This is a genomic window from Streptomyces sp. NPDC055815, assembly GCF_053616475.1.
In genome coordinates this window covers 44113-64050 of the sequence record NZ_JBSHDU010000026.1, presented here as the reverse complement: position 1 = coordinate 64050, position 19938 = coordinate 44113, and the positions used below count along the sequence as shown (strand labels likewise).

Sequence of the window (19938 nt, the reverse complement as noted above, 5' to 3'; positions counted from 1 at the left end):
TGGTGGCCCTTTACCCTGCCCTTTACCTTCTCTTGGTCTTTCGGGTAGTCTTTTTGGTGCGGAGGGGAGTACTCCCCAAGCGCGGCGTACCCGTCAATACGGACGGATCCTCAGCGATCCGATCCCGGGGCGTCGGCCCGGCGGCGCGTCCGCCGCCCGGGTGGAAGAGACCTCCGGCAGCGACGACGCTGATCAAGTAGCCGTACGACGCCGGAGGCGCAGTGGACGTTTCAATGACCCTGTGGGTCCTGACCATTCTCGGTCTGTGTGCCCTGATCGGGGCCGACTTCTTCATCGGGCGCAAGCCCCATGACGTGTCGGTCAAGGAAGCCGGAATCTGGACGATCGTCTGGATCGTCCTCGCCGCGCTCTTCGGCCTCGGCCTGCTGATCTTCGGCAACAGCCAGGCGTCCGGCGAGTTCTTCGCGGGCTACGTCACCGAGAAGTCGCTCAGCGTCGACAACCTCTTCGTCTTCGTCCTGATCATGGCGAAGTTCTCGGTCCCCTCCCACCTCCAGCAGCGGGTGCTGCTCGTGGGCGTGCTGATCGCCCTGGTGCTCCGCGCGATCTTCATCGCCGCCGGCGCCGCGATCATCGCGAGCTTCTCCTGGGTCTTCTACCTCTTCGGCGCGTTCCTGATCTACACCGCCTGGAAGCTCATCCAGGAGGCGCGCTCCGACGAGGAGGAGGACGAGTGGGAGGAGAACCGTCTCCTCAAGACCGTCGAGAAGAGGTTCGGCGTCGCCGACCGGTACCACGGCACCAAGCTCTTCATCCGCAACAACGGCAAGCGGGTGCTGACCCCGCTGATGGTCGTCATGCTCGCCATCGGCACCACCGACATCCTCTTCGCCCTCGACTCCATCCCGGCGATCTTCGGCCTCACCCAGGACCCGTACATCGTCTTCACCGCCAACGCCTTCGCCCTCATGGGTCTGCGGCAGCTGTACTTCCTGATCGGCGGCCTGCTCAAGAAGCTGGTCCACCTCAGCTACGGCCTGTCGGTGATCCTCGGCTTCATCGGCGTGAAGCTCGTGCTGCACGCCCTGCACGAGTCCGGGGTGCACGTCCCGGAGATCACCATCCCGTTCTCGCTCGCCGTCATCGGCGGTGTCCTGGCCATCACGACCATCACCAGCCTGATCGCCTCCAAGAAGCAGGCGCAGCGCGAGGCGGCCGAGGCCGCCGCGGAGACCGCCCCGAAGGCCGGCGTCGAGGCCTGACGCCCCCCTCGGACAGACCGACGGCCGACCGGAACCACTCCGGTCGGCCGCCGCCGTTTCGTACCCCTGGAGCCGTTCAGGCCGTGGCCGGCTCCGGCGCGGGCTGTTCGGAGCGGCCCGGGAGGGTCTCCGGGAGCAGGGCGAAGCAGCCGAGGCTCACCAGGGCGACCAGCGTGAGATAGGCCGCGACGCCCCAGGGCGGGCCCGAGCCGCCGTCGGAGAGGGTCGTGGCGACCATGGGCGTCAGAGCGCCCCCCAGGACTCCCGCGAGGTTGTAGCCGACGGCGGCGCCGGTGCAGCGGACGTGGGGCTCGTACAGCTCCGGGAGGTACGCGGCGACCACCGCGAACATGGTGATGAAGGCCAGCATCGAGCCCAGGAAGCCGAGGAACATCAGCAGCGGCCGCGCGGTGTGCAGCAGGGCCACCATCGGGAACATCCAGAGCGCGGAGGCCGCGCAGCCCGCCAGACAGAGCGGCCGGCGGCCCCAGCGGTCGCCGAGGAGCGCCACGAACGGGGTGACCGCGCCCTGCACCGCCACCGCCGCCATGACGCAGCTCAGCATCACCGTGCTGCTCACCCCGAGCCGCTCGGTGCCGTAGGCCAGCGCCCAGGTGGAGACCGAGTAGAAGACGGCGTACCCGACCGCGAGCGCCCCGGCCGTGAGCAGGACGAGCCGCCAGTGGTCGCGGACGACCTCGGCCAGCGGAGTGCCCGTGCGCCGCCCGGACGCGGACAGCTCCTCGAACTGCGGGGTCTCCGCCAGCGAGGAGCGCAGCAGCAGCCCGACGAGGGCGAGCAGCCCGGCCGCCCAGAACGGCACCCGCCAGCCCCAGGCGCGGAACTCGGCGTCGCTCAGCCCGGCGGTGAGCGCCAGCATCACCCCGTTCGCCAGGAGGAAGCCGACCGGGGGGCCGATCTGCGGGAAGCTCGCCCACAGCGCGCGCCGGCGCTCGGGGGCGTGCTCGGCGGTGAGCAGGACCGCCCCGCCCCACTCGCCGCCCAGGCCGAGACCCTGCAGGAAGCGGAGGGTGAGGAGCAGCGCCGGGGCGGCGATGCCGAGCGTCGCGTACGTCGGGACGCAGCCGACCGCGACCGTGGCGCAGCCGGTCAGGAGCAGCGAGGCGAAGAGGACCGGCCGTCGGCCGTACCGGTCGCCGACGTGCCCGAAGAGGACCGAGCCGAGGGGACGGGCGAGGAATCCGGCGGCGAAGGTGCCGAAGGCGGCCAGGGTCCCGGCCAGCGGCGAGAAGGTCGGGAAGAAGAGCGGCCCCAGGACGAGGGCGGCGGCCGTCCCGTAGACGAAGAAGTCGAAGAACTCGATGGCGGTCCCGACGAGCGAGGCGGCGGCGAGCCGCCCCATCGAAGGGGCCGGGGGCGTCGGGGACGGCGACGGAGGGTGACTTTGGCGCATGTCGCGCCAACTACCCCGCCGCCGTCCGGGTTACGGGGGCGTGCGGAGGCTCGCAGCTCGGGGGCCGCGCGCCGGGCGTCACCAGCCGCGCTCGCGCCACTCCGCGAGGTGAGGGCGCTCGTCACCGAGCGTGGTGTCCTTGCCGTGGCCGGGGTAGATCCAGGACTCGTCCGGCAGGACCGCGAAGAGCTTGGTCTCCACGTCGTGGATCAGGCTCGCGAAGGCCTCCGGGTCCTTCCAGGTGTTGCCTACGCCGCCGGGGAAGAGGCAGTCGCCGGTGAAGACGTGGGGGTGGCCGTGCGGGTCGTCGTAGACCAGGGCGATCGAGCCCGGCGTGTGCCCGACCAGGCGGCGCGCGGTCAGCTCGACCCGGCCGACCCGGATCGTGTCGCCGTCCTGGACGGGCACGTCGGTCGGGACCGGGATGCCCTCCGTGTCGTACGCGCCCGCGTAGGTCCTGGCGCCGGTCGCGGCGACGACCTCCTCCAGGGCCTGCCAGTGGTCGCCGTGCCGGTGGGTGGTGACGACGGCGGTGATGCCGTCGTCACCGATCAGCGTGAGGAGGGTGGCCGCGTCGTTGGCCGCGTCGATCAGCAGCTGCTCGCCGGTCGCCCGGCAGCGCAGCAGATACGCGTTGTTGTCCATCGGACCGACCGCGACCTTCGAGATCATCAGGTCCGTGAGCTCGTGCACGTCCGCCGCGCCGCCGACCTTCACCACTCCGCTGTACGTCATGGCCTCAGACTAGCCCCGGGGAGTGACAGTGGCGGCTACAGCGGGGGAAGCTCCGGCAGGGAGCCGCCCACGACCTTCAGGGCGGAGCCGTCGCGACGGCCGGCGAGCCAGCCGAGGAGCTCGGGGGCGGGACCGCTCACGGTCACCTCGGAGCCCTCCGCGGAGCCGGTGGTCCAGCTGTCCGCGCCGTCCTCGGTCAGGACCCGGGTCGGCGGCACGGCCGCGTTGCCGGTGAACCGCTCCGTCAGGAAGTCGATCTCGCGCCGGACGAACTCCTCGGGCAGGTCCTCCAGCTCGTAGGCGACGCCCAGGTCGACGTGGTGCAGGGCGACCTCCACCCAGCGGCGGAAGGGGATCCGGGAGGCGCTGTCGGTGACCCCGTTGCGGAGCTCGACGGTGCGGCTCCAGTCGGCGGGCTCGGCGGCCACGGCCTGGAAGCGGTCGGCGGACTCGCGCAGGTCGGCGAGGTGGACGTCGAGCGGGCGGCCGGCGTCCCGCTCGATGTCGGCGTCGCGGGTGGCGGCGTCGGCGTACATGGGACGGCCCTGGAGGACGTTGACCAGAGCGTCGGCGTTACGGGCGACGTGGGCGAGCACGTGGCCGCGGGTCCAGCCGGGAAGCCGTGACGGCTCGGCCGTCGCCGCGTTGTCCCATGAGGCGGCCGCGGTCAGCAGCCGCTCGGTCGCCTCGCGTACGGAGGCAAGGTCGAGTTCGTGGTCGATCATGGCGCCGACCCTAGCGCCGCCACTCATTCGGGTGAAGCGGTCTCGGCGCGGACGGAAATCGAATGTGCGTGCTATACGCTCGACGGAAGCATCCGGCATCCTTGGTTGTTGGGTGTGTCAGGCACATCCGCTCTCTCAAGAAAGGTGCGGACCGGCGTGGCCGACCGTCTCATCGTCCGTGGCGCTCGCGAGCACAACCTCAAGAACGTCTCGCTCGACCTCCCGCGTGACTCCCTCATCGTCTTCACCGGGCTCTCGGGGTCGGGCAAGTCCTCCCTCGCGTTCGACACGATCTTCGCCGAGGGGCAGCGCCGGTACGTCGAGTCGCTCTCCTCGTACGCCCGGCAGTTCCTCGGCCAGATGGACAAGCCGGACGTCGACTTCATCGAAGGTCTGTCGCCCGCCGTCTCCATCGACCAGAAGTCGACCTCGCGCAACCCGCGCTCGACGGTCGGCACCATCACGGAGGTCTACGACTACCTCCGCCTGCTCTTCGCCCGCATCGGCAAGCCGCACTGTCCCGAGTGCCGCCGCCCGATCTCCCGCCAGTCGCCGCAGGCCATCGTCGACAAGGTCCTGGAGCTGCCCGAGGGCAGCCGCTTCCAGGTGCTCTCCCCGCTCGTGCGCGAGCGGAAGGGCGAGTTCGTCGACCTCTTCGCCGACCTGCAGACCAAGGGCTACAGCCGCGCCCGCGTGGACGGCGTGACCATCCAGCTGAGCGAACCGCCGACGCTGAAGAAGCAGGAGAAGCACACGATCGAGGTGGTCGTCGACCGCCTCACCGTGAAGGACAGCGCCAAGCGCCGGCTCACCGACTCCGTCGAGACCGCGCTCGGACTCTCCGGCGGCATGGTCGTGCTCGACTTCGTCGACCTCGCCGAGGACGACCCCGAGCGCGAGCGGATGTACTCGGAGCACCTCTACTGCCCGTACGACGACCTGTCCTTCGAGGAGCTGGAGCCGCGCTCCTTCTCCTTCAACTCGCCCTTCGGCGCCTGCCCCGACTGCACCGGCATCGGCACCCGCATGGAGGTCGACCCGGAGCTGATCGTCCCCGACGAGGAGAAGTCCCTCGACGAGGGCGCCATCCACCCCTGGTCGCACGGCCACACCAAGGAGTACTTCGGCCGGCTCATCGGCGGACTCTCCCAGGCCCTCGGCTTCCGCACGGACATCCCGTACGCCGGGCTGCCGCAGCGCGCCAAGAAGGCCCTGATGCACGGCCACAAGACCCAGGTCGAGGTGCGCTACCGGAACCGGTACGGCCGCGAGCGGGCGTACACCACCCCGGCCTTCGAGGGCGCCGTCTCCTTCGTCAAGCGGCGCCACACCGAGGCCGAGAGCGACTCCAGCCGCGAGCGCTTCGAGGGCTACATGCGCGAGGTGCCCTGCCCCACCTGCGAGGGCTCCCGCCTCAAGCCGATCGTCCTCGCGGTCACGGTCATGGACCGGTCCATCGCCGAGGTCTCCGCGATGTCGATCAGCGACTGCGCCGAGTTCCTCTCCCGCCTCACGCTCAACGCCCGTGACAAGAAGATCGCCGAGCGGGTCCTCAAGGAGGTCAACGAGCGGCTGCGCTTCCTCGTCGACGTCGGCCTCGACTACCTCTCGCTCAACCGGGCGGCCGGCACGCTCTCCGGCGGCGAGGCCCAGCGCATCCGGCTCGCCACCCAGATCGGCTCCGGCCTGGTCGGCGTGCTGTACGTGCTGGACGAGCCGTCCATCGGTCTCCACCAGCGCGACAACCACCGGCTCATCGAGACCCTGGTCCGGCTCCGGGACATGGGCAACACGCTCATCGTCGTCGAGCACGACGAGGACACCATCAAGGTCGCCGACTGGGTCGTCGACATCGGCCCCGGCGCCGGCGAGCACGGCGGCAAGGTCGTCCACTCCGGCTCCCTGAAGGAGCTCCTCGCCAACGAGGAGTCGATGACCGGGCAGTACCTGTCCGGCCGCAAGGCGATCGCCACCCCGGACATCCGCCGCCCGGCGGACCCCGGACGGGCGCTCACCGTGCACGGCGCCCGCGAGAACAACCTGCGGGACATCGACGTCTCCTTCCCGCTGGGCGTCCTCACCGCCGTCACCGGCGTCTCCGGCTCCGGCAAGTCGACCCTGGTCAACGACATCCTCTACACCCACCTGGCGCGCGAGCTGAACGGCGCCAAGTCGGTGCCCGGACGGCACACCCGCGTGGCCGGCGACGACCTCGTCGACAAGGTCGTGCACGTCGACCAGTCCCCGATCGGCCGCACCCCGCGGTCGAACCCGGCGACGTACACCGGCGTCTTCGACCACGTCCGCAAGCTCTTCGCCGAGACGATGGAGGCCAAGGTCCGGGGCTACCTGCCCGGCCGCTTCTCCTTCAACGTCAAGGGCGGCCGCTGCGAGAACTGCTCCGGCGACGGCACGATCAAGATCGAGATGAACTTCCTCCCGGACGTCTACGTCCCGTGCGAGGTCTGCCACGGCGACCGGTACAACCGGGAGACCCTGGAGGTCCACTACAAGGGCAAGTCCATCGCCGAGGTCCTGAACATGCCGATCGAGGAGGCCCTCGACTTCTTCGAGGCCGTCCCCACGATCGCCCGGCACCTGCGGACGCTCAACGAGGTCGGCCTCGGCTACGTCCGCCTCGGGCAGTCCGCGCCGACGCTCTCCGGCGGCGAGGCGCAGCGCGTGAAGCTCGCCTCCGAGCTCCAGAAGCGCTCGACGGGCCGCACGGTGTACGTCCTCGACGAGCCGACCACCGGTCTGCACTTCGAGGACATCTCGAAGCTGATCAAGGTCCTGTCCAACCTGGTCGACAAGGGGAACTCGGTGATCGTCATCGAGCACAACCTCGATGTCATCAAGACCGCGGACTGGGTCATCGACATGGGCCCGGAGGGCGGCAGCGGCGGCGGTCTGGTCGTCGCCGAGGGCACGCCGGAGGACGTCGCCTCGGTCCCGGCGAGCCACACCGGCAAGTTCCTCCGCGAGATCCTCGGCGCCGAGCGGATCAGCGACGCCGCGGGGACGATCCCGGCGGCTCGGGGGACGAAGAAGGCGGCGGCCAAGAAGCCGGCGGCGAAGACGGTGGCGGCGAAGGCCCCCGCCAAGAAGACCGCGACCAAGGCGGTGGCCCCCGCGAAGAAGGCGGCCACGGCCACCAAGGCCGCCGCCAAGAAGGCGACGACCCGCACCCGCAAGGCCTGAGGCCCGGGCAGGACCCCCGACCGGGGGTCCTGCCCGCGCCCCCTCCCGGGCCTCGGGTCGGGCCTCCCGGGTCAGGGTCGGTCGATGGGGTGCGAGGGGGCGCCGGTATCGTCGGTTCGGTCACCCCTGGGGGGTCTTGTCCCCGATCTCACCTCACCGTGGAGCGCTCATGTCCGGCCAGTCCAGCCGCCGCACCGTACTGAAAGGCGCGGCGCTCGCCGGAGCCGCCGGGCTGGGAGTCGCCGCCTGCTCCACCGATTCCAAGCTCGGCCACGCCCAGGTCCCGACCCCGACCGCCCCGGTCCCGCTCGGCGCCCCGGACGAGATCCCGGTCGGCGGTTCCAAGCTCTACCGCGAGCAGCGGCTCGTCGTGAGCTGCCCCGCCAAGGGCCAGTACAAGGCCTTCAGCGCCCAGTGCACCCACGCCGGCTGCGTCCTCGACAAGGTCGAGGAGAACGAGGGCAACTGCCCCTGCCACGGCAGCCGCTTCGACGTGACGACCGGCAAGGCGATCCAGGGCCCCGCCACCGTCCCGCTCCCCGAGGTCCCGATCCGCGTCGAGGACGGCAAGCTGGTCGCAGGCCCCCAGGCCTGAGGCTCACGCCCAGTCCCAGTCGATCCCCAGGATCCCCGGGCGCACCCCCTGCTCCACGAGGTGCACCGTGCGGTGCCGGCCGCTCAGGGTCAGCTCCGCACGGCCGCCGCGCGGCGCCCCCGCCGAGGCCTGCGCGAACCTCCGGCACCGCACCGGCAGCGCCGCCTCGTCGAAGCGGACCTGCAGCACGTACTGCCCGCCCGCGAAGCTGAACCCGCGCACGTACTCCCCGCTCGGCCCCGCCGTACCGTCCTCGAATCCGTACGAGAACAGGTACGTGTCCCCGGCCCGCAGCCGCACGTCGAAGAGCAGCTCCGCGACCAGCACGCCCGTCCCGGCGTGCCACCGCACCCGCCCCGTCCGGCAGTTCTCCACCGCCCGCACCACCACCCGGGACGGGTCGCAGCCCGGGTCGCCGTGGTGGATGGCGAGATAGCGGTCCACACCGTCCCGGTGCGCCCGCACCACGTGATGCGACTCGCGCCCCACCAGCTCCCGCCCGTCCCCGATCCGCACCCGCTCGTGGTGCCCCACCGTGTGCAGCCCGCCGTCCGTCGGGGACTCGAGCTCCGCGAGCAGCTCCTCGACCGAGCCCGAGGCCTCCACCAGTGAGCGGTACGAGCGGGCCGCCGGGCGCTCCACCTCGGCGCGGGCCGCCGCGTCCTCCGTCAGGAGCCGCAGCAGCGAGTTCACGGGCAGCTGGAGCACCTCCTCCAGGGCCCGGACGGCCTTCAGGGACTCCGGCCGCTGCGGCCGGCGGGCGCCCTGCTGCCAGTAGCTCAGACTCGTCACCCCGACCTTCACGCCCCGGTGCGCGAGATGGTGCTGCACCCGCTGGAGCGGCAGCCCGCGCACGGCGAGCGCGGTGCGCAGCGCCAGATGGAAGGGGCCGGTGTGCAGCAGCTGCACCAGATCGGCCTCGGTGTGGCTCACGAGGACTCCTCGGTGAACGTTCACGACGGGGGCACGGACCATCGCGCCGCGAGGGGTGGGCGGGCAGGTGGGCCACGGGTGTCCGTTCACACCCGGGTCACACCGTTCACAGTCCGATGTCACCCCGCATTGAAGCGTGTTGACCCGGTCCGGACAACGGTCGATGCTCCTGACCAGCGTCCGGACGCGCTCCTCCGACTCCCCACATCCCCACCCCCCACCCTGGGAGGAACGCGATGCGCAGAAGACTGATCGACCTCGCGGCACTCGCCGCGGCCGCCCTCTTCCTCGTCCCCACGACCACGGCCTCCGCCGCGCCAGCCGCGCCCGTCGCGCCGTCGGAGGAGGGGGTCTCCGCCCTCGCCTCCAAGCGGCTGAACATCACCATGCAGGCCCAGCAGAAGACCAACTGGTGCTGGGCGGCGAGCGGCAACACCATCGCCACCTGGTACGGCCGGAACTACAGCCAGAACCAGTTCTGCAACGCCGCCTTCAACCGGCAGCAGGGCTACGACTGCCCCAACTGGCAGGCCACGCTCGGCAACGTCCAGACCGGACTGAGCTGGGCCGGCATCAGCCCCGGCTCGTACGTCGACGGCTGGCTGCGGTACTCGACCGTCCAGACCGAGATCAACGCCGACCGGCCCGTCGAGACCCGCATCCAGTGGTCCAGCGGCGGCGGCCACATGCACGTGATCTACGGCTACGACGACGCGAACAGCTGGGTCTACTGGGGCGACCCCTGGCCCTCCAGCGACCGCTACAACTGGGCCTCGCACGCCTGGTACGTCAACAACAACTCCTTCTCCTGGACCCACTCGCTCTACCGGATCGGGGCGTGACCGCCATGAACGCACGCGCCACGACCATCGGCCTCCTCGCCGCCGCGCTCGTCGCCCTCGGGGCGCTGCCCTCGGCCGCCGCCGAAGGCCTGCCGCCCGCGCCGACCCCCGAACAGGCCGCCTCCGCGCCGGGGACCCTCGACACCCTGTCCCGGTTCTTCGCCCGCGACGGGGCCCTCGCCCCCGCGGCGGCCGCGCCGCGCGTCGACGGCGCGTCCGTCCCGGTGCGGCTCCTCTCCCCGGACTTCGTCGCCGGGAAGCCCGGGGCACCGGTCGCCCGCGTCGAGTTCCGTGCCAGCAGGGCCGTCGCCTCGGACGGGCAGAAGGCCTCGCTGTGGACGGTCAAGCAGCCCGGCGGCTGGCAGGTGGTGAACATCGCCACCGGCGACGACGAGATCCGGTACGCGGAGCTGGGCCGCGGCGGCCTCGTCTTCCGCGAGCCGCAGATCGACGCGTGGTACGTCCAGAAGGGGGCGAAGGTGCTGCCGCTGGACGAGGACGCGGTACGGGCCGTCGGGCGCGAGGGGACGAGCCTCGCGGCCTACCGGGAGCGGGTCGCGCGGGCGTACGGCGACAAGCTGCCGGGGTCCGCGTACGCGCGGAAGGGGGCGGCGGGGGGTTACGAGGCGTCGGCGCCTGACGCGGCGCGGGACGGCGCGGTGATGGCGGGGGCGGGTGTGGTGGCCCTGGGCCTCGCGGGCACGGCCCTGGCCCGCCGCCGCCCGGCCTGACGCCCCGCCGTTGTGGGCAATCGTTCCGCCGGCGCGGTGCCCACCCCGTTCTGGGCTGGCGCCCCGCCGTTGTGGGCAATCGTTCCGCTGGGGCGGAACGGGTGGGCACAACGGAACGGCGCCCCTTGCCGGGCCTAGGCTCCCGCGCCTGAACCCGCACCGGATGCACGCCGCCACGGTGGGTGCGGGCACAGGCACGGAACGCGGAGGCGCCGCGAAAGGGCGCCGTCCCGTGTGCCCACCCGTCCCGCCCCAGCGGGACGATTGCCCACACGGGGGTGGCCCCGGGGCACCGCCCGCCCGGGTGCGGGCCCACACGGGCGCCGGGGCGCCGCCCGACCCGGTGCGGGCCCGCACGGGCGGTGGGCCGGGGCGCCGCCCAGCCGAGGCGCGGGCTCACACGGGCGCGGGGGCGCCGCTCGGTGAGGCGCGGGTCAGCGGGCCAAGTACCCGCCGTCCACCGGCAGCACCGCCCCCGTGATGAAGGACGCCTCCTCCGACGACAGGAACAGGATCGCCGCCGCCACCTCCTCCGGCGTTCCGAAGCGGCCCATCGGGTGGGCCCCGACGATCTCCGCGAGGTACTCGGGGCCGCCCGGCTCCACGCGCGCGGCGGCCACGCGTTCGGTCTCGATGGTGCCGGGGGCGACCGCGTTGACGCGGATGCCGTGCGAGGCCCACTCGACCGCGAGGTGCTTCGTCAGGCCGGTCGCGACGAACTTCGCCGGGCCGTAGACCGCCTGCCGGGCCTGCCCGGCCACGCCGGAGATCGACGAGGTGCACACGATGGCCCCGCCGCCCGTGACGAGCATGGCCTCGATCGCGTACTTGCAGGTCAGGAACATGCCCCGGCCGTCGACGGCCATCACCCGGTCGAAGTCCGCGCCCTCCGCCTCGGTGACGGAGAGCAGCGGGATCACGCCGGCGTTCGCCACCAGCACGTCCAGCCGTCCGAAGCGGTCGACCGCCGTGTCGATCATCCGCCGCGCGTCCTCCTCGCGGGAGACGTCCCCGACCACCGGGGTCACTCCGGGCACCTCCGCGAGGCGGTCCGCGTCGACGTCCGCGGCCACCACCCGCGCGCCCTCCCGTACGAAGCGTTCCGCCGTCGCCCGGCCGATCCCGCTCGCCGCGCCCGTGATCACGCACACCCGGTCCTGCAGCCGTCCTGAAGTCTCCTGAGCCATGTCCGGCCAACGAGCGCGGCCGCCCTGAGTGTCGGTCCCCGCCAGTAGGGTGGGGAGCATGGCAGACCCCTCCAGCTACCGCCCCAAGCCGGGTCAGATCCCCGACTCCCCGGGGGTCTACAAGTTCCGCGACGAGCACCGCCGGGTGATCTACGTCGGGAAGGCGAAGTCCCTGCGCCAGCGGCTGGCGAACTACTTCCAGCCGCTGACGAGCCTTCACCCGCGCACGGCCACCATGGTGACGACGGCCGCCTCCGTGGAGTGGACCGTGGTGTCCACCGAGGTCGAGGCGCTGCAGCTGGAGTACTCCTGGATCAAGGAGTTCGACCCCCGGTTCAATGTGAAGTACCGGGACGACAAGAGTTATCCGTATCTCGCGGTGACGATGAACGAGGAGTTCCCGCGGGTCCAGGTGATGCGCGGGCACAAGAAGAAGGGCGTGCGCTACTTCGGGCCGTACGCGCACGCGTGGGCGATCCGCGAGACCGTCGACCTGATGCTGCGGGTGTTCCCCGTCCGGACGTGCTCGGCAGGGGTGTTCCGCAACGCCGCCTCGGCCGGCCGGCCCTGCCTCCTCGGCTACATCGGCAAGTGCTCGGCGCCCTGCGTCGGCCGGGTCACGCCCGAGGAGCACCGCGAACTGGCCGAGGACTTCAGCGACTTCATGGCCGGCCGCACCGGCACGTACATCCGCCGGCTCGAGAAGCAGATGATGATCGCGGCCGAGGACATGGAGTACGAGAAGGCCGCCCGCCTCCGTGACGACATAGAGGCCCTCCGCAAGGCCATGGAGAAGAACGCGGTCGTCCTCGCCGACGCCACCGACGCCGACCTGATCGCCCTCGCCGAGGACGAGCTGGAGGCCGCCGTCCAGATCTTCCACGTGCGCGGCGGACGCGTCCGCGGCCAGCGCGGCTGGGTCACGGACAAGGTCGAGGCCGTCGACACGGCGGGGCTCGTGGAGCACGCGCTCCAGCAGCTGTACGGCGAGGAGAGCGGCGACGCCGTCCCCAAGGAGGTCCTGGTCCCGGCGCTGCCCGAGGACACGGAGTCCGTCTCCGCGTGGCTCTCCGGCCGCCGCGGCTCCCTCGTCTCGCTGCGCGTCCCGCAGCGCGGCGACAAGAAGGACCTGATGGAGACCGTCGCGCGCAACGCCCAGCAGGCGCTCGTGCTGCACAAGACCAGGCGCGCCAGCGACCTGACCACCCGCTCCCGGGCCCTGGAGGAGATCGCCGAGGCCCTGGACCTGGACTCGGCGCCGCTGCGGATCGAGTGCTTCGACATCTCCCACCTCCAGGGCGAGGACGTCGTCGCCTCGATGGTCGTCTTCGAGGACGGGCTGCCCCGCAAGGGCGAGTACCGCCGCTTCCAGATCAAGGGCTTCGAGGGCCAGGACGACGTCCGGTCCATGCACGAGGTGATCAGCCGCCGCTTCAAGCGGTACCTCGCCGAGAAGGACCGCACGGGGGAGTGGGGCGCCCTCGCGGAGGGGGAGGCCGGCGGCGAGGTCCCGGCCGATGACCCCCAGGACGACGGGCGGCCCAAGCGCTTCGCGTACCCGCCGCAGCTCGTCGTCGTCGACGGCGGGCAGCCGCAGGTCGCCGCGGCCCGCCGCGCCCTCGACGAGCTCGGCATCGACGACGTCGCGGTCTGCGGCCTCGCCAAGCGCCTGGAGGAGGTCTGGCTGCCCGGCGAGGACGACCCGGTCGTCCTGCCCCGCTCCAGCGAGGGGCTCTATCTGCTCCAGCGGGTGCGTGACACGGCTCACGACTTCGCCATCCGCTACCAGCGGTCCAAGCGGACCAAACGCCTCCGGACCAGCCCGCTCGACGCCGTCCCCGGCCTCGGAGACTCGCGCAAACAGGCCTTGATCAAGCATTTCGGCTCGGTGAAGCGGCTGAAGCAGGCGACAATCGAGCAGATCTGTGAGGTCCCCGGCTTCGGCCGGAAGACCGCGGAGGCGGTCGCCGTGGCCCTGGCCCAGGCGGCCCCCGCCGCACCCGCCGTGAACACGGCCACAGGAGAGATCATGGAAGACGACGGGGGCACCAGCGCATGAGCGAGCGCCACACGCACGACGAGCACGACCGAGAAGACGGAGCAGGACACGTGAGTACGGGCACGAAGGAGACCGCCGGCGACAACGGCGCCGAGGCGGCCATTCCCGAGCTGGTGATCATCTCTGGCATGTCCGGAGCCGGCCGGTCCACCGCGGCGAAGTGCCTGGAGGACCTCGGCTGGTTCGTCGTGGACAATCTGCCGCCCGCGCTGATCCCCACCATGGTGGAGCTCGGCGCCCGCTCCCAGGGCAATGTCGCCCGGATCGCCGTCGTCGTGGACGTCCGCGGCCGGCAGTTCTTCGACAACCTCAGGGAGTCCCTCGCCGACCTGGACGCCAAGCAGGTCACCCGCCGGATCGTCTTCCTCGAGTCCTCCGACGAGGCCCTGGTCCGGCGCTTCGAGTCGGTCCGCAGGCCGCACCCGCTCCAGGGCGACGGCCGCATCACCGACGGCATCGCCGCCGAGCGCGACCTGCTGCGCGAGCTGCGCGGCGACGCCGACCTGGTGATCGACACCTCCAGCCTCAACGTCCACGAGCTGCGCGCCAAGATGGACGCCCAGTTCGCCGGCGACGAGGAGCCCGAGCTCCGGGCCACCGTGATGTCCTTCGGCTTCAAGTACGGACTGCCGGTCGACGCCGACCTCGTCGTCGACATGCGCTTCCTGCCGAACCCGCACTGGGTCCCCGAGCTGCGCCCCTTCACCGGCCTCAACGAGGAGGTGTCGAACTACGTCTACAACCAGCCGGGCGCCAAGGAGTTCCTCGACCGCTACACCGAGCTGCTCCAGCTGATCGCCGCGGGCTACCGCCGCGAGGGCAAGCGGTACGTGACCATCGCCGTGGGCTGCACGGGCGGCAAGCACCGCTCCGTCGCCACCGCCGAGCGCCTCGCCGCCCGCCTCGCCTCCGAAGGGGTCGAGACCGTCGTCGTCCACCGGGACATGGGGCGCGAGTGAAGCCGTACCGTCGGCGTACCTCCACCCTCGCGGTGCGGCGTACGCTCCGCAGGCGCGGCGCCCAGCCGAAGGTGGTCGCGCTGGGCGGCGGCATGGGCCTGTCGGCCTCCCTCGCCGCCCTCCGCCGGATCACCGGCGACCTCACCGCCGTCGTCACGGTCGCCGACGACGGGGGCTCCAGCGGCCGGCTCCGGGAGGAGCTCGGCGTGCTGCCCCCGGGCGATCTGCGCAAGGCGCTCGCCGCGCTCTGCGGCGACGACGACTGGGGCCAGACCTGGGCCCGGGTCATCCAGCACCGCTTCCAGTCCAAGGGCGAGATGGGCGGCCACGCCGTCGGCAATCTGCTGATCGTCGCCCTCTGGGAGCAGCTCGGCGACCCCGTCCAGGCCCTCGACCTGGTCGGCCGGCTGCTCGGCGCCCAGGGCCGGGTGCTGCCCATGTCCGCGGTGCCCCTGGAGCTCCAGGCCCTGGTCAGGGGCCACGACCCGGAGCGGCCGGACGACGTGGACACCGTGCGCGGCCAGGCCACCGTGGCGCTCACCCCCGGCGACGTGCAGTCCGTGCACCTCGTGCCGCACGACCCGCCGGCCGTGCCGGAGGCGGTCGCGGCCGTCCTGGACGCGGACTGGGTGGTGCTCGGTCCCGGCTCCTGGTTCTCCTCGGTGATTCCGCACCTCCTGGTCCCCGAGCTCCTCGACGCCCTGGCCGAGACGAAGGCCCGGAAGGTGCTCTCGCTGAACCTCGCGCCGCAGCCCGGAGAAACCGAGGGCTTCTCCCCGCAGCGTCATTTGGAGGTTTTGGGACGACACGCCCCTAAACTCGCCCTGGACGTGGTGCTGGCCGACGAGGCCGCCGTGCCCGACCGCGAGTCCCTCGCCGATGCCGCCAAGCGGCTCGGTGCCGCGGTCGAGCTGGCGCCGGTGGCCGGGCCCGACGGCTCCGCGAAGCATGACCCGGAGCTGTTGGCCGCCGCGTACGACCGTATTTTTCGGATGCATGGAAGGATCGGCCCATGGCGATGACGGCAGCGGTGAAGGACGAGATCTCCCGGCTTCCCGTCACCCGGACCTGCTGCAGGAAGGCAGAGGTCTCGTCGATCCTGCGGTTCGCGGGCGGGCTGCACCTGGTGAGCGGCCGCATCGTGATCGAGGCGGAGCTGGACACCGCGATGGCGGCCCGCCGCCTCAAGCGGGACATCCTGGAGATCTTCGGGCACAGCTCCGAGCTGATCGTGATGGCCCCCGGCGGGCTGCGGCGCGGCTCGCGCTTCGTGGTGCGGGTGGTGGCCGGCGGCGACCAGCTCGCCCGGCAGACGGGTCTCGTGGACGGCCGCGGCCGCCCCATCCGGGGCCTGCCCCCGCAGGTGGTCTCCGGTGCGACCTGTGACGCCGAGGCGGCCTGGCGCGGCGCGTTCCTCGCGCACGGCTCGCTGACCGAGCCCGGCCGCTCCTCCTCCCTGGAGGTGACCTGCCCGGGTCCTGAGGCCGCCCTCGCCCTGGTCGGCGCGGCCCGCCGCCTCTCCATCGCGGCGAAGGCCCGGGAGGTGCGGGGCGTGGACCGGGTCGTCGTCCGCGACGGCGACGCGATCGGCGCGCTGCTCACCCGGCTCGGCGCGCACGAGTCGGTGCTCGCCTGGGAGGAGCGGCGGATGCGGCGCGAGGTCCGCGCCACCGCCAACCGCCTGGCCAACTTCGACGACGCCAACCTGCGCCGCTCGGCCCGTGCCGCGGTCGCCGCGGGCGCCCGGGTGCAGCGCGCCCTGGAGATCCTCGGCGAGGAGGTGCCCGAGCACCTCGCCGCCGCCGGCCGGCTCCGCATGGAGCACAAGCAGGCCTCCCTGGAGGAGCTGGGCGCGCTCGCCGACCCGCCGCTGACCAAGGACGCGGTGGCCGGCCGGATCCGCCGGCTGCTCGCGATGGCCGACAAGCGGGCGCAGGACCTGGGCATCCCCGGGACCGAGTCCAACCTGACGGAGGAGCTGGACGACAGCCTCGTCGGCTGAGCCCGTACGGGAGACCCGTACGGAGTCTGCGTACGGAACGGTGAACTCCGCGCTGCCGGTGCCTTTCTGAGGCACCGGCAGCTTTCTCGTCCGCCCGCGAGGCACCCTTGACAGTCCCATGAGCGCCCAAGAGCCTGGCGTCTGTTCACCTTCGTGACAGACAACAGCAAGGGGGGCACATGAGACGCAGAGCGAGATCGATCCTCGCCGCGGCTTCACTGCTGATCGCCGGAGTGGCGGCGGCACCCGTCGCCGGAGCGCAGCCGAACGACCGGGACGGCGGCGACGCCCTCTCCGTCTGGCGCGCCGAGGTCACCCAGGAGCAGGTCCCGCTGCTCCTCGACGCCGGCGCCGACGCCCATGAACTCACAGAGCAGGTCCCGGCGAAGGGCTCCGCGACGGTCGAGCTCTTCCTCACCGGACGGCAGGCCGGGCAGCTGCGCGGCCAGGGCGTCGAGATCGCCGAGCACCACCTCACCGCCCAGACCGAGAAGCGGGTCGCCGCGGCCGGGGACGGCGTCTTCCGCCCGTACGGAGGCCAGGGCGGCCTCAAGCAGGAGATCCTGGACACCGCGCGGGCCAACCCCGGGCTCACCAAGGTCGTCTCCCTCGGCAAGACCCTCAAGGGGCAGGACATCCTCGCCCTCAAGCTGACCAAGGGCGCCCCTCGCGCCAAGGACGGCTCGAAGCCCGCCACGCTGTACATGTCCAACCAGCACGCGCGCGAGTGGATCACCCCCGAGATGACCCGGCGGCTGATGCACCACTACCTCGACAACTACGGCAAGGACGAGCGGATCACCCGCATCGTCGACTCCACCGAGCTGTGGTTCGTGCTCTCCGCCAACCCGGACGGCTACGACTTCACGCACGCCGACCCCGCCAACCGGCAGTGGCGCAAGAACCTCCGCGACAACGACGGCGACGGGAGGATCGCCCCCGGCGACGGCGTCGACCTCAACCGCAACTTCGCCTACAAGTGGGGCTACGACGACGAGGGTTCGTCCCCCGACCCGGCCGACGAGACCTTCCGCGGCAAGGGCCCCATGTCGGAGCCCGAGACGCGGGCCCTCGACGCCTTCCAGAAGCGCATCGGCTTCGCGTACGGCATCAACTACCACTCGGCGGCCCAGCTCCTGCTGTACGGCGTCGGCTGGCAGGTCGCCACCGACACCCCCGACGACGTGGCCCTCAAGGCCCTCGCCGGCACCCCGCAGAAGTCCGCCGTGCCCGGCTACCGGCCGCAGGTCTCCTCGGAGCTGTACATCACCAACGGCGAGGCGGACGGACACGCCGCCAACGTCAACGGGATGCAGATGTTCACCCCGGAGATGTCGACCTGTGCCACCGCCTCCCGCGTCGACCCGAACGACGCGTGGAACCCGGGCGACTGCGCCTCCGTCTTCACCTTCCCGGACGACGAGAAGCTGATCCAGGCCGAGTTCGCCAAGAACATCCCCTTCGCGCTCGCCGTCGCGGAGACCGCCGCCCACCCGGACCGGCCCGTCTCCCCGGTCGGCATCGACGCCCCCGACCTCACCCCGAAGACCTTCGCGACCTCCTACGCCCGCGGTGCGGAGCAGGAGGTCGCCGTCACCGCCCGCAAGTCGCTGCGCGCCAAGACCCTCATGTACCGGATCAACGGCGGCCGCACCCACAGCGAGGAGGTCGAGGCCTGGAAGGGCGGCGAGACCTTCGGCGGCGACGACAACCTGTACTTCGACGAGTACCGCGCCGAGGTCGAGGGAGCCCGCCCCGGCGACTCCGTCGAGGTCTGGTTCACCGCCCGCACCCGTGAGGGCAGGGCCACCGCCTCCGCCCCCTTCACGTACAAGGTGGCCGAGCGCCCCCGCGGCGACGTGCTCGTCCTCGCCGACGAGGGCGGCACCACCGCCGCGCGGCACACCGCCGACTACGTGAAGGCGCTCGCCGACAACAAGCGCGCGGCCGCCGTCTGGGACGTCGCCACCCAGGGCGCCCCGGACGCCCTCGGCGTCCTCTCCCACTTCCGTACCGTCGTCTGGTACACCGGCGCCGAGCGCCCCTCCGGCGCCGCCCAGCTCGCCGTCCGCGCCTACCTCAACGAGGGCGGCAAGCTGATCAACGCCGGCGAGAAGTCCGGCGGGCTCACCGAGATCGGCCGGGCCGAGTCCAACGACTTCGCCCAGTACTACCTCGGCGCCTACCACCGCGCCGGCCTCAAGAACCCGCCCGCCTTCGCCGGCACGGGCGCCTTCGCCGGCACCGGCGCGACGCTCGGCGCCTCCGCCGGCAACCCGCTGGACAACGCGGGCGCGTACACGGTCACCTCGGACACGCTGAAGCCGGAGCGGTTCCCGCAGTTCGCGAGCAGCGCCTCCGCCGGCGACTACCCCGGCATCCGCACCCCCTTCGAGCCCGCCGAGGGCTCGACGTTCGCGGCCGTCAAGCACGCCGACGACACCTGGGCGCGGCTCGCCAGGACCGTCGACCTCACCGGCGTCGCCGCCGGATCGAAGCCGCGCCTGGACTTCCAGGTCAGTTACGACACCGAGCCCGGCTACGACAACCTCGTCGTCGAGGCCCACACCCTCGGCCAGGACGACTGGACGACCCTGCCCGACGTCAACGGCGGCACATCGCCGCAGCCCCCGGCCGACTGCGGCGAGGGCTACTACGTCCGCGGCCACCCCTTCCTCGCCCACTACCTCACCGTCGGCGAGGACGGCTGCGCGCCCACCGGCACCACCGGCTCCTGGAACGCCTTCACCGGCCCCTCCAACGGCTGGCGGCAGGCCTCCGTCGACCTGAGCGCCTGGGCGGGCAAGAAGGTCGAGCTCGCGGTCTCGTACATCTCCGACCCCGGTACGGGAGAGATGGGCGCCTTCGTCGACGACACCCGGCTCATCACCGGGGCCACCACCGAGACGGAGGGCTTCGAGACCTCCCTCGGCGCCTGGTCCGCGCCGGGCGCCCCGGCCGGCAGCCCCGGCAACGCCTCCGACTGGACGCGCTCCGCGGCGCTCTTCCACTCGCAGGCCGCGGTCACCACCCGTGACACCGTCCTCCTCGGCTTCGGCCTGGAGCACGTGCCCGGCACGGCGGAGCGCGCACGGCTCCTCGGGCGGGCCCTCGGAGCTCTCCGGCGCTGACGGAGAGTAGTCGGGACAAAGGTCCCAAGGCGGCCCGTACCCGTTGGTAGGCACGGGCCGTCGGCCGTTTTCCCTCACTTTCCGGGCTCGTACGGCTGCGCGGGATGTCACCGGCGGGCAGCTGGGGAGGTAGGGTCGTAAGCGGTCGGGGACATCCCAAAAAACAAAAATCTCGCCGGCGTCGATACACCGGCGTTCCTA

15 protein-coding genes are annotated in these 19938 nt (G+C 72.0%); 10 read left to right on the top strand and 5 right to left on the bottom strand.

The annotated features are described in order from the left end of the window. The first annotated feature begins 221 nt into the window (after positions 1–221). Positions 222–1223, top strand: coding sequence for a TerC/Alx family metal homeostasis membrane protein (locus ACWGN5_RS18510; protein ID WP_453516284.1), 1002 nt, complete (start codon positions 222–224; stop codon positions 1221–1223). Between the two features lie 76 nt (positions 1224–1299). On the opposite strand, the gene ACWGN5_RS18505 is transcribed toward ACWGN5_RS18510, so the two are convergent. The 3 genes from ACWGN5_RS18505 to ACWGN5_RS18495 all read right to left on the bottom strand — a co-directional run bounded on the left by ACWGN5_RS18505 (position 1300) and on the right by ACWGN5_RS18495 (position 4097). Next, on the bottom strand, positions 1300–2586 hold the full coding sequence (locus ACWGN5_RS18505) for an MFS transporter (RefSeq protein WP_453516282.1): 1287 nt from the start codon (positions 2584–2586) through the stop codon (positions 1300–1302). Between the two features lie 129 nt (positions 2587–2715). Further along, on the bottom strand, positions 2716–3372 hold the full coding sequence (locus tag ACWGN5_RS18500; protein ID WP_453516281.1) for an MBL fold metallo-hydrolase: 657 nt from the start codon (positions 3370–3372) through the stop codon (positions 2716–2718). A gap of 35 nt (positions 3373–3407) precedes the next feature. Further along, entirely contained in the window at positions 3408–4097 is a 690-nt protein-coding gene (locus tag ACWGN5_RS18495) for a maleylpyruvate isomerase family mycothiol-dependent enzyme (protein ID WP_453516280.1), read from the bottom strand. A gap of 156 nt (positions 4098–4253) precedes the next feature. Between ACWGN5_RS18495 and uvrA the strand changes: the two genes are divergently transcribed. Next, positions 4254–7298 carry an excinuclease ABC subunit UvrA gene (uvrA, locus tag ACWGN5_RS18490; protein ID WP_453516277.1) on the top strand — a complete coding sequence of 1015 codons (3045 nt, stop codon included), beginning with the start codon at positions 4254–4256 and terminating at the stop codon, positions 7296–7298. Positions 7299–7467: 169 nt separating this feature from the next. Next, positions 7468–7893, top strand: a complete 426-nt coding sequence (locus tag ACWGN5_RS18485; protein ID WP_453516274.1) for a Rieske (2Fe-2S) protein — start codon at positions 7468–7470, stop codon at positions 7891–7893. A gap of 3 nt (positions 7894–7896) precedes the next feature. Here the strand turns inward: ACWGN5_RS18485 and ACWGN5_RS18480 are convergent, their stop codons facing one another. Beyond that, complete coding sequence (locus ACWGN5_RS18480; protein WP_453516271.1) at positions 7897–8826, bottom strand: hypothetical protein; 930 nt, start codon at positions 8824–8826, stop codon at positions 7897–7899. A gap of 236 nt (positions 8827–9062) precedes the next feature. Here ACWGN5_RS18480 and ACWGN5_RS18475 point away from each other — a divergent pair, with 236 nt between their 5' ends. Continuing rightward, complete coding sequence (locus tag ACWGN5_RS18475) at positions 9063–9668, top strand: papain-like cysteine protease family protein (RefSeq protein WP_453516269.1); 606 nt, start codon at positions 9063–9065, stop codon at positions 9666–9668. Positions 9669–9673: 5 nt separating this feature from the next. After that, complete coding sequence (locus tag ACWGN5_RS18470; RefSeq protein WP_453516346.1) at positions 9674–10399, top strand: hypothetical protein; 726 nt, start codon at positions 9674–9676, stop codon at positions 10397–10399. 434 nt (positions 10400–10833) lie between these two features. Here ACWGN5_RS18470 and ACWGN5_RS18465 read toward each other — a convergent pair whose 3' ends face one another. Further along, the gene (locus ACWGN5_RS18465) at positions 10834–11586 is read right to left on the bottom strand and encodes an SDR family NAD(P)-dependent oxidoreductase (RefSeq protein WP_453516267.1); all 753 of its coding nucleotides are present in this window, start codon (positions 11584–11586) and stop codon (positions 10834–10836) included. A gap of 58 nt (positions 11587–11644) precedes the next feature. Here ACWGN5_RS18465 and uvrC point away from each other — a divergent pair, with 58 nt between their 5' ends. The 5 genes from uvrC (at position 11645) to ACWGN5_RS18440 (ending at position 19737) form a co-directional block, all read left to right on the top strand. Next, the gene (gene uvrC / locus ACWGN5_RS18460) at positions 11645–13645 is read left to right on the top strand and encodes an excinuclease ABC subunit UvrC (protein ID WP_453516264.1); all 2001 of its coding nucleotides are present in this window, start codon (positions 11645–11647) and stop codon (positions 13643–13645) included. Next, positions 13642–14604 carry an RNase adapter RapZ gene (gene rapZ, locus ACWGN5_RS18455; RefSeq protein ID WP_369143613.1) on the top strand — a complete coding sequence of 321 codons (963 nt, stop codon included), beginning with the start codon at positions 13642–13644 and terminating at the stop codon, positions 14602–14604. The genes uvrC and rapZ overlap by 4 nt, the downstream gene beginning before the upstream one ends. Further along, complete coding sequence (locus ACWGN5_RS18450) at positions 14601–15626, top strand: gluconeogenesis factor YvcK family protein (protein WP_453516261.1); 1026 nt, start codon at positions 14601–14603, stop codon at positions 15624–15626. Before rapZ ends, ACWGN5_RS18450 begins: the two co-directional genes overlap by 4 nt. Then, complete coding sequence (gene whiA, locus ACWGN5_RS18445) at positions 15617–16606, top strand: DNA-binding protein WhiA (RefSeq protein WP_030205188.1); 990 nt, start codon at positions 15617–15619, stop codon at positions 16604–16606. The genes ACWGN5_RS18450 and whiA overlap by 10 nt, the downstream gene beginning before the upstream one ends. 179 nt (positions 16607–16785) lie before the next feature. Further along, positions 16786–19737 (top strand): M14 family zinc carboxypeptidase, encoded by a 2952-nt coding sequence (locus tag ACWGN5_RS18440; protein WP_453516258.1) that lies wholly within the window; start codon positions 16786–16788, stop codon positions 19735–19737. Positions 19738–19938: the final 201 nt, after the last annotated feature.

Coding starts and splice junctions, on each gene's coding strand:
- ACWGN5_RS18500 (WP_453516281.1), bottom strand. CDS start 3,372: ATGACGTACAGCGGAGTGGTGAAGGTCGGCGGCGCGGCGGACGTGCAC.
- ACWGN5_RS18465 (WP_453516267.1), bottom strand. CDS start 11,586: ATGGCTCAGGAGACTTCAGGACGGCTGCAGGACCGGGTGTGCGTGATC.
- uvrC (WP_453516264.1), top strand. CDS start 11,645: ATGGCAGACCCCTCCAGCTACCGCCCCAAGCCGGGTCAGATCCCCGAC.
- whiA (WP_030205188.1), top strand. CDS start 15,617: ATGGCGATGACGGCAGCGGTGAAGGACGAGATCTCCCGGCTTCCCGTC.
- ACWGN5_RS18495 (WP_453516280.1), bottom strand. CDS start 4,097: ATGATCGACCACGAACTCGACCTTGCCTCCGTACGCGAGGCGACCGAG.
- ACWGN5_RS18475 (WP_453516269.1), top strand. CDS start 9,063: ATGCGCAGAAGACTGATCGACCTCGCGGCACTCGCCGCGGCCGCCCTC.
- rapZ (WP_369143613.1), top strand. CDS start 13,642: ATGAGCGAGCGCCACACGCACGACGAGCACGACCGAGAAGACGGAGCA.
- ACWGN5_RS18485 (WP_453516274.1), top strand. CDS start 7,468: ATGTCCGGCCAGTCCAGCCGCCGCACCGTACTGAAAGGCGCGGCGCTC.
- ACWGN5_RS18440 (WP_453516258.1), top strand. CDS start 16,786: ATGAGACGCAGAGCGAGATCGATCCTCGCCGCGGCTTCACTGCTGATC.
- ACWGN5_RS18505 (WP_453516282.1), bottom strand. CDS start 2,586: ATGGGGCGGCTCGCCGCCGCCTCGCTCGTCGGGACCGCCATCGAGTTC.
- ACWGN5_RS18470 (WP_453516346.1), top strand. CDS start 9,674: ATGAACGCACGCGCCACGACCATCGGCCTCCTCGCCGCCGCGCTCGTC.